The organism is Pseudoduganella sp. LjRoot289 (assembly GCF_964252925.1).
In the GTDB taxonomy this organism is placed as follows: Bacteria; Pseudomonadota; Gammaproteobacteria; order Burkholderiales; family Burkholderiaceae_D; genus Rugamonas.
Genome location: NZ_CAXUPN020000001.1, coordinates 77,044 through 89,224 on the forward strand (window position 1 = coordinate 77,044; position 12,181 = coordinate 89,224).

General features: G+C 60.5%; 13 protein-coding genes and 1 tRNA gene. 8 read left to right on the forward strand and 6 right to left on the reverse strand.

Translation table 11 applies throughout. The annotated features are described in order from the left end of the window. Positions 1 to 142 precede the first annotated feature (142 nt). Together ACSQ8Y_RS00335 and ACSQ8Y_RS00340 are read left to right on the forward strand one after the other, a co-directional pair. Complete coding sequence (locus ACSQ8Y_RS00335; RefSeq protein ID WP_436264484.1) at positions 143 to 733, forward strand: hypothetical protein; 591 nt, start codon at positions 143 to 145, stop codon at positions 731 to 733. Further along, complete coding sequence (locus tag ACSQ8Y_RS00340; RefSeq protein ID WP_436264485.1) at positions 730 to 942, forward strand: hypothetical protein; 213 nt, start codon at positions 730 to 732, stop codon at positions 940 to 942. The genes ACSQ8Y_RS00335 and ACSQ8Y_RS00340 overlap by 4 nt, the downstream gene beginning before the upstream one ends. A gap of 113 nt (positions 943 to 1,055) precedes the next feature. Here the strand turns inward: ACSQ8Y_RS00340 and ACSQ8Y_RS00345 are convergent. The 4 genes from ACSQ8Y_RS00345 to ACSQ8Y_RS00360 form a co-directional block, all read right to left on the reverse strand. Continuing rightward, a tRNA-Lys gene (locus ACSQ8Y_RS00345) sits at positions 1,056 to 1,131 on the reverse strand. A 62-nt stretch (positions 1,132 to 1,193) separates the two neighbouring features. Next, positions 1,194 to 2,960, reverse strand: a complete 1,767-nt coding sequence (locus ACSQ8Y_RS00350) for a GspE/PulE family protein (RefSeq protein WP_436264486.1) — start codon at positions 2,958 to 2,960, stop codon at positions 1,194 to 1,196. A gap of 20 nt (positions 2,961 to 2,980) precedes the next feature. Further along, complete coding sequence (locus ACSQ8Y_RS00355) at positions 2,981 to 3,808, reverse strand: spermidine synthase (RefSeq protein WP_436264487.1); 828 nt, start codon at positions 3,806 to 3,808, stop codon at positions 2,981 to 2,983. Positions 3,809 to 4,030: 222 nt separating this feature from the next. After that, on the reverse strand, positions 4,031 to 4,540 hold the full coding sequence (locus ACSQ8Y_RS00360; RefSeq protein WP_436264488.1) for a glycine zipper 2TM domain-containing protein: 510 nt from the start codon (positions 4,538 to 4,540) through the stop codon (positions 4,031 to 4,033). Positions 4,541 to 4,912: 372 nt separating this feature from the next. Between ACSQ8Y_RS00360 and ACSQ8Y_RS00365 the strand changes: the two genes are divergently transcribed. From ACSQ8Y_RS00365 to ACSQ8Y_RS00390, 6 genes are all read left to right on the forward strand, one after another. Beyond that, the gene (locus ACSQ8Y_RS00365) at positions 4,913 to 5,311 is read left to right on the forward strand and encodes a barstar family protein (protein ID WP_436264489.1); all 399 of its coding nucleotides are present in this window, start codon (positions 4,913 to 4,915) and stop codon (positions 5,309 to 5,311) included. A 57-nt stretch (positions 5,312 to 5,368) separates the two neighbouring features. Continuing rightward, positions 5,369 to 5,989 carry a phosphoribosylglycinamide formyltransferase gene (gene purN, locus ACSQ8Y_RS00370; protein ID WP_436264490.1) on the forward strand — a complete coding sequence of 207 codons (621 nt, stop codon included), beginning with the start codon at positions 5,369 to 5,371 and terminating at the stop codon, positions 5,987 to 5,989. Between the two features lie 16 nt (positions 5,990 to 6,005). After that, on the forward strand, positions 6,006 to 7,337 hold the full coding sequence (locus ACSQ8Y_RS00375) for an RsmB/NOP family class I SAM-dependent RNA methyltransferase (protein WP_436264491.1): 1,332 nt from the start codon (positions 6,006 to 6,008) through the stop codon (positions 7,335 to 7,337). Positions 7,338 to 7,391: 54 nt separating this feature from the next. Continuing rightward, positions 7,392 to 8,762: a mechanosensitive ion channel family protein gene (locus ACSQ8Y_RS00380; RefSeq protein ID WP_436264492.1), complete on the forward strand. Its 1,371-nt coding sequence runs from the start codon at positions 7,392 to 7,394 to the stop codon at positions 8,760 to 8,762. 127 nt (positions 8,763 to 8,889) lie between these two features. Further along, positions 8,890 to 10,089: a DesA family fatty acid desaturase gene (locus ACSQ8Y_RS00385; RefSeq protein WP_436264493.1), complete on the forward strand. Its 1,200-nt coding sequence runs from the start codon at positions 8,890 to 8,892 to the stop codon at positions 10,087 to 10,089. 1,187 nt (positions 10,090 to 11,276) lie between these two features. Then, the gene (locus tag ACSQ8Y_RS00390; RefSeq protein ID WP_436264494.1) at positions 11,277 to 11,480 is read left to right on the forward strand and encodes a hypothetical protein; all 204 of its coding nucleotides are present in this window, start codon (positions 11,277 to 11,279) and stop codon (positions 11,478 to 11,480) included. Between the two features lie 117 nt (positions 11,481 to 11,597). Here the strand turns inward: ACSQ8Y_RS00390 and rpmG are convergent, their stop codons facing one another. After that, positions 11,598 to 11,765, reverse strand: coding sequence for a 50S ribosomal protein L33 (gene rpmG, locus ACSQ8Y_RS00395; RefSeq protein ID WP_056393804.1), 168 nt, complete (start codon positions 11,763 to 11,765; stop codon positions 11,598 to 11,600). Between the two features lie 16 nt (positions 11,766 to 11,781). Continuing rightward, positions 11,782 to 12,018 carry a 50S ribosomal protein L28 gene (rpmB, locus tag ACSQ8Y_RS00400; protein WP_010400928.1) on the reverse strand — a complete coding sequence of 79 codons (237 nt, stop codon included), beginning with the start codon at positions 12,016 to 12,018 and terminating at the stop codon, positions 11,782 to 11,784. Between the last annotated feature and the right edge of the window lie 163 nt (positions 12,019 to 12,181).

Genomic DNA, 12,181 nt, shown 5'->3' on the forward strand with positions numbered 1-12,181 from the left:
ATGCGTATTCTGGCAGGCCGTGCGGGATTCGAACCTGCGATCATCGGATTGACAGTCAGTCCGCGAATGCCATGAGGGTATAAATTTCACTCAGCTTGGTATATTCTCTAGCTATCACCCGCAGCTTTGGGGGGGAGGCCGCATGCTGTTTCACCATACGCCACAGTTGCGAGCGCGGCCGGGAAAATGGCCGCTCTTTGTCATCCTGGCCTTCGCTTGCGCTGGCGCGCGGGGCGAAACGGCGCGCGCACAAGATGCGAGACTGCAGGAAGTGTATGTCGGCATGGGCCTGCCCAAGCCACCCTACATCATGGAGTCGGGTACGGCGGGCCTCGATTACGACATTGCCAAGCAGGCGCTGGCGGCAGGCGGCTACAAGCTGGTTGGCCAGATGTTGCCGCAGACGCGAGCGCTGGCGATGCTGCGTGCCGGCCAGCTCGACGGCATGCTGTCGACGACGGAAGGAATCGGTGGCCAAGATTACTTTACAGACGCTTACATCGTTTACCAAAACGTCGCGACCACGCTCACCAGCCGCAACTTGAAACTGCGGCAAATTGAGGATTTGTCCAACTATTCGGTGGCGGCGTTCCAGAATGCCAGCATGGTTCTGGGTGAGCGCTTTAGTCTGGTCGTGAGCGGCCATTCGGACTATAGGGAATTGCCCTCCCAGATCACGCAAAACAAGCTGCTCTTTACGGGAGGGTCGATGTGGTGGTCGGAGACCGCTTGATTTTTCGCTACTTCAGCGACAAGCTCGAACCGCAGATCGATTCCACGCAGGCGGTGACCTATCACAGGATTTTCCCGGAAAGCCCGCGCAAGGCGGTATTTCGCGACGCGCGCGTGCGCGACGCCTTCAATGCCGGCCTGAAGATCATCCGCGCCAACAGTTCGTATGACACGATCGTGAAGCAATACGGCGGCGCAGCGCGGCCCTGAGAGGTAGCTGCGCGCCGCAACGCGGTTCCCCGGTTGGGAATATTTTTTAAGCGCGCGCAAAAAAGGGTTAGGGAGCTTGCGCTCACTAACCCTGATCTGTACTGCTGTATTCGTGGTAGGCCGTGCGGGATTCGAACCTGCGACCAACGGATTAAAAGTCCGCTGCTCTACCAGCTGAGCTAACGACCCGAAAGAGGCCGTATTATATACAGCTCGCCGCGCCTTGCAAAGGCTTTTCCGGGCTTTTTTTGTCACGCCAGCGCGGAGGTCACCTTGAGTACCTCCTCGGCGCTGGTGACGCCCTCGGCGATCTTGTAGGCGCCGGCGATGCGCAGCGGCTTCATGCCGTCGGCCACGCTCTGTCGGCGCAGCGCGGCGATGTCGGTTTCCTCCTGCACCTGCTGGCTGAACGCCTCCGTCACCGTCAGCAGCTCGTAGATGCCGGTGCGGCCCCGGTAGCCGGTCTGGCGGCATTCGGGGCAGCCGACCGGGCGGTAGATGCGCTCCGGCTTGGGCAGCTTCCACGCGCCGCCTATGCCTTGCCACACGTCGTCGGCGATCTGGCCGTCGGGCGACTTGCAGTCCGGGCATAGCGTGCGCACCAGGCGCTGCGCCATGATGCCGACCAAGGTCGCTTCCAGCAGGTAGTGCGGCACGCCCAGTTCCAGCAAGCGCATCACGGCCGACGGCGCGTCGTTGGTGTGCAGCGTCGACAGCACCAGGTGGCCGGTCAGCGCGGCCTGGATCGCCATCTCGGCGGTGGCCAGGTCGCGGATCTCGCCGACCATGATGATGTCCGGGTCTTGCCGCATCAGCGCCCGCACGCCGTCGGCGAAGGTCAGGTCGATGCCGGGCTGCACCTGCATCTGGTTGAAGGCCGGCTCCACCATCTCGATCGGGTCCTCCACCGTGCAGACGTTGACCTCCGAGGTGGCCAGCGCCTTGAGCGTGGTGTACAGGGTCGTGGTCTTGCCCGATCCGGTGGGGCCGGTGACCAGGATGATGCCGTGCGGGCGCTGGGTGAGCGCGTCCCAGCGCGCGGCGTCGTCCTCGGGGAAACCGAGCTCGGGCAGGGTCTTGACCACCACTTCGGGGTCGAAGATGCGCATCACCAGCTTTTCGCCGAAGGCGGTGGGCAAGGTCGACAGGCGCAGCTCGATCTCCTGGCCGCCGGCGGTGCGGGTCTTGATGCGGCCGTCCTGCGGGCGGCGCTTCTCGATCACGTCCATGCGGCCGAGCAGCTTGATGCGCGCCGTCATGGCGATCATCACCACCGCCGGCACCTGGTACACCTGGTGCAGCACGCCGTCGATGCGGAAACGTATCATGCCCAGGTCGCGCTTGGGCTCGAGGTGGATGTCCGAGGCGCGCTGCTCGAAGGCGTACTGCCACAGCCAGTCGACGATGTTGATGACGTGCTGGTCGTTGGCGTCGACCTGGCGGTTGCTCTTGCCCAGCTCCACCAGCTGCTCGAAGTTGTTGCGCAGCGCCAGGTCCTGGCCGGTGGATTTGTTTGCCTTCTTGATGGACTTGGCCAGCGCGAAGAACTGCGAGGTGTACTGGGCAATGTCGAGCGGGTTGGCGATCACGCGGCGTATGGCGCGGCGCGATACCTTGGCGATCTCGGCTTCCCATTCGTGGGCATAGGGATCGGCGGTGGCGATCACCAGCGTGTCCATGGTCAGCTCGACCGGCAGGATGTTGAAGCGCGCCGCATAGCTGGCCGACATCACGTCGGCCACCTTGGTGAAGTCGATCTTGAGCGGATCGATGCGGTAGAAGGGCAGTTTGGCGTGGCCGGCCAGCCATTCGGTCAGCGTGTCCAGCGTCAGCAGCTTGTGCGGCGCCTGGGGCGGATGCAGCTTGCAGTGCGCCACCGCGCACAGCGGGTGCATGGAGCCGACCGTGTTCTTGAGGATGCCCTGGGCCTGCGCGTAGGCCGCCTTGACGTGTTCCTTGTCGACCAGGCCGTCGGCCAGCAGCCAGGTGAAAATTTGTTGCAGGTCTAGTGCTTTCATCTGGCGCCGGTCTCCGCGGTTTATTTCTGCAGCGCTTGCTCGATGCCCTTGACCCAGGACTTGGCGGGCAGCTTGGTGTCGGCCACGATCTGCGCGGCCCGTGCCTTCAGCGCTTCCAGGTCCATGGGTCGGCTTTGCTTGAAGGCGATCGCCACCACGTTACCATCATGCACCTGCGGCAGGCAAACGACCTGGTCAAAGGCGAACTTCATGGCCTTGATATTCTTGGCGTAGCTCGGGTGGTCGCCGAACAGGTTGACCGTCATCACGCCGCCGTCGGCCAGGCAGGCGTTGCAGGCCTGGTAGAACTCGGGCGTGTCGAGCACCGGGCCGCGCGCGGTGGCGTCGTACAGGTCGACCTGCAGTGCGTCCAGGGTGTTGTGCACCGATTTGTCGTGCACATAATCGAGCGCGTCCATTTCCAGCACGTGCAGGCGCTCGTCGTTGTCCGGCAGCTTGAACATGGACTCGCAGATGGCGATCACCGAGGGGTTCAGTTCGATGGCGGTGACGTCGGCCTGCGGAAAGTGCTTGTAGCAAAACTTGGTCAGCGCAGCCGTGCCCAGGCCCAGCTGGGCGATGCGGCGCGGCTGTTCCACCCAGAGCATCCACGCCATCATCTGCTGCGCGTATTCCAGTTCCGGCCAGTCCGGCTTGCGGATGCGCATCGCGCCCTGCACCCATTCGGTGCCGAAGTGCAGATAGCGCACGCCGTCCTGCTCGGACAGGGTGACCGGCGCGTACTTGATCTTGCGGGCGGCTGGCGCCGCTTTGGCCGGCTTGGAGGCCGGCTTCGAGGCAGGACGGGAGGATTCTACTTGTTCGATGGATTTGCGTTTGATGAGCATGGAAGGCAGCCTGAGGTGAGCATCTATTATCCCGCGCCCGCTTACCGCAAAGCAAGATACAAAAAGGGGCCAGGGTTATTTTTGGCTACGGAAAAGGGGCCAGGGTTATTTTTCCCCGCCCCGGTGGAAAAATAACCCTGGCCCCTTTTCGGTTGGGGGGAGTTGCCCTGGCTCTAGTTTTGAGGGGGGGCAATGATACTGGTCCCGCTTCTCGGGAGGTGCTTAGTTCTGCATCGGTTCGACCGACACGCGCAGGCGCACGCGCTGGCCCGGGTCGAAGGACATGATGCTGGTGTAGTTGCGGCCGCGGTAGTCGTACGTCACCTCGTAACCATTGGTGCGCGATTCCCAGCTGTCGACCGTGCGGCACTGCTTGACGGCTTGCTCGGTGACGCCGCCCGGCTGGACGTTCTGGTTGTCGACGCGGTCGCCCACGACGGCGCCGGCGATGGCGCCGGCCGCCGTGGCGGCGGTCTTGCCGTGGCCGCCGCCGATCTGGCTGCCCAGCAGCGCGCCGGCAATGCCGCCGACGATGGAGCCGCCGGCGCTACGCTGCGCGGGCTGCTGCACTTGCACGTACTCGGTGCGGCATTCCTGGCGCGGCCGGTTGATCTGCTCGATCTGCGGCTTGACCTGCACCACGCGGCCGTAATCTTCGAACTCGGTCGCTTGCGCGAGCGGCAGGGCGCCCAGGCACAGGGCCGACAGGATCAGTTTAGATGGCATGTTCATTTGATACCTCGTTTATGTTTGGTGGTCTGGGTATGCAATCCGCTCGCGTCGGGGATGGCTAGTTTGTATGGTAATCCCGCCATTCCTGCAAAAACAGTTCTCATGGCAACAAATTGTAACAGCGCCCGGCGTAGTGGCTTGCAGTGTGAAATTACCGAGGAAATGTTCTATTTCTGGCAAAACTTGCGTGAGATATCACTTACGTGTTGATTCGCAGGATACAACACGTTACCCTAACAACCGTATGGGATCAGATTGACAGAGAGAAACGCGACTAGCCGCCGGCGCAATGACCCGCCCGCGGCAATCCATGTATAGGTGGCCTATCAGCGGAAAGCAAACCGTACATTAACAGGTCGATTTGAGGGAAAAATGAGTTTGTTGCTAACTGTGCCGCCCAACCTTGTCCAGTCCATTCGTGCATTTCGTGTCACCGATCTGCAAGACGAGGCAGCCCGACTGGGGCAGCACTTTTTGTACGCGCATTGCGGCCACGGCCTGACCAAGCAGCAAGTTCTCGGCATCATCGCCGAATCGTTTTTCCTTCCTAAACCGTGCGGCAAGAATTTCGAGGCGCTGCGCGTGACCCTGACCGACACCATGGCCAAGGCCGGCGAACAGCCCGGCTTCCTGATCGTCATCGAGCAGTTGCCGAACACCCAGAAATTCGACCGTGAAGCGCGCGAATGCCTGCTGGACGTGTTCCGCGACGCGGCCGACTTCTGGGCCGAGAAGAAAGTGCCGTTCCGCGTATTTTATTCCTTCGAATAAAGCCAGACCCGGTCCGTTTGGACGGTCCGGTCCGCCGCGCAGGTATAATAGCCGGCTATGAAAAATATCGTCATCCTCATTTCCGGACGCGGCAGCAATATGGAAGCCGTGGTTCGCGCCGCCCAAGCGGAGCAGTGGCCGGCCCGTATCGCGGCCGTCGTCGCCAACCGTCCCGACGCGCTGGGCCTGGCTTTCGCCGACGAGCACGGCATCCCGACCGCCGTGGTCGCCAACAAGGATTATCCGAGCCGCGAGGCCTTCGACGCCGCGCTGCAACAGGTCATCGACGGCTACCAGCCCGACCTGGTGGTGCTGGCCGGCTTCATGCGCATCCTGACGCCGGCTTTCGTCACGCATTACGAAGGCCGCATGCTGAACATCCATCCCTCGCTGCTGCCGCACTTCCCCGGGCTGCACACGCACGAGCAGGCGCTCGCGTCCGGGATGAAGGAACACGGTGCGACGGTGCATTTCGTTACCGCCGAACTCGATCACGGCCCGATGGTGGGCCAGGCCGCCGTGCCTGTGCTGCCGGGCGACACACCGGCCACCTTGGCGGCGCGCGTGCTGGTGCAGGAGCACGAGCTTTATCCGCGCGCCATCCGCTGGTTTGTCGAAGGCAGGCTGACCATCAAAGACGGCAAGGTCCTTGTCGATCACGACGGCCACAACAAATAATCAACCAAGGAATTCCATGAGATTGCCTCCAGCGATACTCGCCAACGCCGAAGAAGTGTTGCGCGAGATTTTGCGCTTTACCGCCCCTGCCGACACCACCCTGTCGCGCTATTTCAAAGACCATCCCCGCCTCGGCGGCCGTGAACGCGGCGCCATTGCCGAAGGCGTGTATTGCGTGCTGCGCAACCGCAACTTCTTCACCGACCAGTCGGAAGCGGGCGCCGGCGGCGCCATGCGCCGCTTGATCCTGCTGGGCCTGGCCGACGCGGTCGGTATCGACGCCCTGGGCGGCGTCACGCCGGAAGAGCTGGAGTGGCTGGAGCGCGTGATGCAGATCGACCGCAAGCTGATGCACAAGTCGATGCGCTCGAACATGCCGAAATGGCTGTTTGAAAAGCTGGTGGCCCAGTTCGGCGAGGAAGACGCGCTGCAACTGGCCGACGCGCTGAACACGCCGGCCCCGCTGGACCTGCGCGTGAACACCATGAAGGCCAACCGCGAGGACGTGATCGCCGAATTGGCGCAAGCGCCCATCGCCGCAGAACCGACCCCGTACGCGCCACTGGGCCTGCGCGTGCTGCGCAAGCCGCAGCTGCAGAACCTGCCGCTGTTCAAGAGCGGCGCCATCGAGGTGCAGGACGAGGGCAGCCAGATCCTGTCGCAGATCGTCGGCGCCAAGCGCGGCGAGATGGTGGTGGACTTCTGCGCCGGCGCCGGCGGCAAGACCCTGGCACTGGGCGCGCTGATGCGCAACACCGGCCGTTTGTACGCCTTCGACATCTCCGAAAAACGCTTGGCCAAGCTGAAGCCGCGCCTGGCGCGTTCCGGTCTGTCGAACGTGCATCCGGTGCAGATTGCACACGAGCGCGACGCCAAGATCAAGCGCCTGGCCGGCAAGATCGACCGCGTGCTGGTCGACGCGCCCTGCTCGGGCATGGGAACGTTGCGCCGCAACCCGGACGTCAAATGGCGCCAGGCTGAAAGCGCGATCGGTGAAATGCACGACAAGCAGATCGCCATCCTGGCCGGCGCCGCGCGCCTGGTCAAAGGCGGCGGCCGCCTGGTGTACGCCACCTGCAGCTTCCTGAACGAAGAGAACGACGACGTGGCTGCCGATTTCCTGGCCAAGCACCCGGACTTCGAGCTGGTGCCGATGAGCAAAGTGCTGGCCGAGCAGAAGATCGCGCTGGAAATGGGCGACTATCTGAAAATGTTGCCGCACAAGCATCAGACGGACGGCTTCTTCGCCGCCGTGTTCGAACGCAAGCCGATGGCGAAAAAGCCCAAGCCGGAGCGCAAGGATGACGACGGCGGCGACGAGGCAGGCGACGCGGACAGCGCAGACTAAGTATGATGGGGCCGGCCGCTGAGCTGGCCCTTTTTCCATCTACCCACGCAAACGATGAAGCAAGAACCACTGAAGAACCTGATTTCCGACCTGATTACCGACCTGCGCGATCCCGGCCTGATGTGGCAGATGGGCGCCATCGTGGGCGCCGTGCTGCTGGGCTGGCTGCTGTCGAGCATGCTGCGCAAGCGCGTCGCGGCGCGCGAGCCGGCCACCGGCATGGTGGCGCGCTTCGGCATGGAGAGTTTCACCCGCGTGATCGGCCCCCTGGCCATCGCCTGCCTGATCTTCATCGCGATGGCGGTGATGGCGCGCTACCAGAAAGTGCACCTGCTGAAGGTGGCGCTGCCCATCGTCGGCTCGCTGGCGGCGATCCGCTTCGTGTTCTACCTGCTGCGCCGCGTGTTCGCGCGCCACGGCCAGATCGGCGCGGCCATGCTGACCTTCGAGAAGATCTTCCAGTTGCTGGTGTGGGCCTGCGTGGCCATGTACATCACCGGCCTGTGGGACGACGTGTTCTCCTACCTGGACAATACCTTGCTGCCGCTGGGCAAGCACAAGGTGTCGGTGTCCGACATCCTGCAGGCGGCCGTGTCGGTGGTGGTGCTGCTGATGCTGGCGCTGTGGGCCGGCGCCGCGATGGAGGAGCGCCTGCTGAACCTGCAGGGCATGCACTCCAGCCTGCGGGTGGTGATGGCGCGCTTCGGCCGCGCCATCCTGATCGTGGTGGCCGTGCTGCTCAGCCTGTCGCTGGTGGGCATCGACCTGACGGTGCTGTCGGTGTTCGGCGGCGCGCTGGGCGTGGGCCTGGGCCTGGGCTTGCAGAAAATCGCCAGCAACTACGTGTCCGGCTTCATCATCCTGCTCGACCGCAGCCTGACCATAGGCGACATGATCACGGTGGACAAGTACAGCGGCCGCGTGACGCAGATCAACACGCGCTACACGGTGCTGGCCGGGCTGGACGGCGTGGAGTCCATCGTGCCGAACGAGATGCTGGTGTCCGGCGCGGTGCAGAATTCGTCGCTGACCAATAAAAACCTGTGGCTGACCACCAAGGTGTCCGTGTCCTACGAGACCGACGTGGACCTGGCGCTGGGTTTGCTGGAGCAGGCGGCGCTGACGGTCGAACGGGTCGACAAGAACAAGCCGCCGTCGGCTTCGCTGATCAATTTCGGCGCCGACGGGCTGGATCTGCAAGTGGGCTGGTGGATCGCGGACCCGGAGAACGGCCGCGGCGGCGTGACCTCGGACGTCAACCGGGCCATCTGGAAAGCCTTGCAGACGCACAAGATATCGGTGCCCTTCCCGCAGCGCGAGATGCGCATCATCGGCTCTGTTCCCCTTGTGGAAACGTTGCAGGAAAGCGAGCAGGAAAGCTTGCCAAAAACGCCAGTGGAAGAGGCGGAAGCGCCTAAAAAATAATCAGTGACTGTCGGCAATCCAGCATGAAACCGGCTGTGTTTCAGCGTACAATGACGCCCAACAATAGCAAACTCGGCCTTCCGATTGCGGCTGCGCCGGTGCACGGGACACCAACATTGGAGTAGTAATGACATTTTTACAAGCAGTTCTCGAATTCCTGAGTAATGGCCTCACCGGCGCCTCGGGTTGGCAAGTGTTTGCCTTCACCATGGCCGTCACCCATATCACCATCGCCAGCGTCACCATTTACCTGCACCGTCACCAGGCGCACCGCGCGCTGGAGCTGCATGCTATCCCGAGCCACTTCTTCCGCTTCTGGCTGTGGCTGACCACCGGCCAGGTGACCAAGGAGTGGGCAGCCATCCACCGCAAGCACCACGCCAAGTGCGACACCGAGGAAGATCCGCACAGCCCGGTAACCCGCGGTATCAAAAAAGTCTTCTGGGAAGGCGCTGAACTGTACCGTGCCGAGTCCAAGAACATGGAAACCATGGAGAAGTATGGCCACGGCACGCCGAACGACTGGATCGAGAACAATCTGTACACCCGCTACAGCTGGCAGGGTGTGGTGTTGATGCTTTTCATTAACTTGGCGCTGTTCGGCGTGATCGGCCTGACGGTGTGGGCCGTGCAGATGATGTGGATCCCGGTGACCGCCGCCGGCATCATCAACGGCATCGGCCACTACTGGGGTTACCGCAACTACGATTGCGCCGACGCCGCGACCAACATCATTCCTTTCGGCATCATCATCGGCGGCGAAGAGCTGCACAACAACCACCACACCTTCGCCACCTCGGCCAAGCTGTCGTCGAAGTGGTATGAGATCGATATCGGCTGGTGCTATATCCGCATCCTGGAAACGCTGGGCCTGGCCAAGGTGAAGAAAGTCGCGCCGGCGCCGAAGTTCCAGCACGGCAAAATGGAAGCGGACCTGGAGACGCTGCAATCGGTGATCGCCAACCGTTACGATGTGATGGCCAAGTACGCCAAGTCGATCAAGAGCGCCTGGAAGGAAGAGCTGGAGCATTTGAAAGACAAGGCGCAGCTGGAATCGCGTTTCCTCAAATCGTCGCGCAAGCTGATGACGCGTGAACCAGCCAAGCTGGAAGCGCCGCAGAAACAGCAGCTGGTTGAATTGTTCGAGCACAGCAAGGCGCTGGAAACCATGCACAATATGCGAGTGGAATTGGGTGTGATCTGGGAGCGGTCGCATTTCACCCGCGACCAATTGCTGCACAAGCTGCAAGACTGGTGCAACCGTGCCGAAGCGTCCGGTATTAAATCCCTGCAGGACTTCTCCCTGCGTCTGCGCAGCTACGCTTAAATAGCGTTCTGTTCCGCAGAAAATAAAACGGCCCATACGGGCCGTTTTTTTATTGCCCGATTGATTTATATCGAACCTTGTTGCTGCTCAGTTTGCTGACCAGTGTGTCTCTGCCTATACCGAAATGATATACAAGGAGGCTGCCATGAAACAATTTGAACTCGAGCATGGATGAGGAAGGTTGAGCGATTATTTGGATATGCCGATTGAGGCTGCTGCTGGACAGGCATATTCTTATCCGGGCCCATTTCATGTCCGGATAGGCTGCCTTATGAAGTCAATTCATGGGAGGTGGCGAGTAAGCGAAGTAGTGGGAAATTAAACTTTGGAATGGGTGCTCTCGAATTTTTGGCAGAGCTGCTTTCCTTTCACTTTATGGAGCTGGCCGTATCCGCCATACGCACAGCTCCGATCGAGAAATTGCCTCGGCTGCCCAAATATTCATTTGGCAGAATATGACCGCTCGGGCCATGACCGGGGCTTGGTTCTGATCACGGCTGATCACGCTCTCGTACAGTATCCAGAAACCACCTACAAGGTTTGAAACGGCTTACCGCCGGCTGCTGCTGAGCGCTCACTCTGCGCGCGCGCCGCTGCCATGCTAGTTTTTGGCGCGTACGTGCTTAAATCGGGCTTAAACACCTCGCTGGGCGTCTCGGATCCGGGACATGGCCATGTTGTTTCTGGTTGATGGCTAAGCTGATCATGGCGGCGGCGGGTGTCGTTATCCTATTGGTGCTGACGCCTTTGCCATTGCCCGGCAGGTAATCGCGGCGTGCTGACGATATTCGGAAAACCATTCAATGAAGTATTTTCGGAAGAGAACCTCGAAATACCTGTCGTTCTCGCGTAATCGGGAACCCATATGCCGCATGCTCACAGGCATAGCACGGATTCACTCGGGGGCGCCGAGCCGGCGGGAACCCATACTTCGCATGCTCAGAGGAGTAGCATGGATTCCCGCCTGCGCGGGAATGACAATTTAGCGGTTATTCGAGGTTCCCGACAAATCGGTGCTTATTCGAGAAGTCCCGAAAGCCTGTATTTTTGCCGGCCTTTGGCGCGGAATGCATTTAGTCGGCGTGGCGATTGAAAAAGGCGAAGGCGAGGGCGACGCCGCTTCCAAGGATTTGCAAGCGGCCAGAGCCGAAACCGCCATCAATTAGCATGCGCGTCCGGATGCCGTAGTGGTGGTTTGTCGCGATCTGGGTAATCAGCCTGGCGAGCGTATTGACGAGGCGATTGAAGCGAAAACCACGGCCGAGCAATTGAAAATGAAAATGAAAATGAAAATGAAAGCGGAATCGCCTTCTTTGCAATGCCAGAAAATAGTGCCGGAATTACTCCGCTTGCGTGAAACCGAAAACCAGGCCAAGGCGATTGAGAAATGAGATGGGCATTTTCCGGCCGCGATGGCCGGCGGTGCGCTGCCGTTTATCAGCTTGCCGGCCAAACAGCAATAAAAAAAGCCGCTCTGGGAGCGGCTTTTTTAATGAAACAAGGATCGATTACTTGATCTTGGTTTCTTTGTACAGAACGTGCTTGCGTGCCTTAGGATCAAACTTCATGATCTCCATCTTGGTAGGCATGGTGCGCTTGTTCTTGTCGGTGGTGTAGAAGTGACCCGTACCTGCGGTCGATTCCAGCTTGATTTTGTCGCGGCCAGTTTTTGCCATGATAGTAGCTCCCTATTTAGACTTTTTCGCCACGAGCACGCATGTCGACCAGGACGGCGTCGATGCCTACCTTGTCGATGACGCGCAGGCCGGCGTTGGACAGACGCAGGGAGACCCAGCGATTTTCAGATTCAACAAAGATACGACGGTTCTGCAGGTTAGGCAGGAAACGACGTTTAGTTTTGTTGTTAGCATGGGAAACATTGTTGCCGACCATCGGCTTCTTCCCAGTGACTTGGCAAACACGTGCCATGGCGCACTCCTTGAATAGATTCCACAATTGGAAAAAACAAGAGTATATAGAAAAAACTGAGCTTTTTCAATGACTTGCGAAAAACAATTGTGTCGCGCAATGGATCATAAATTTAACAATTGTAAAATCCGCCGCCAAGCCCTTGTTTTTCATAGGTAAACCG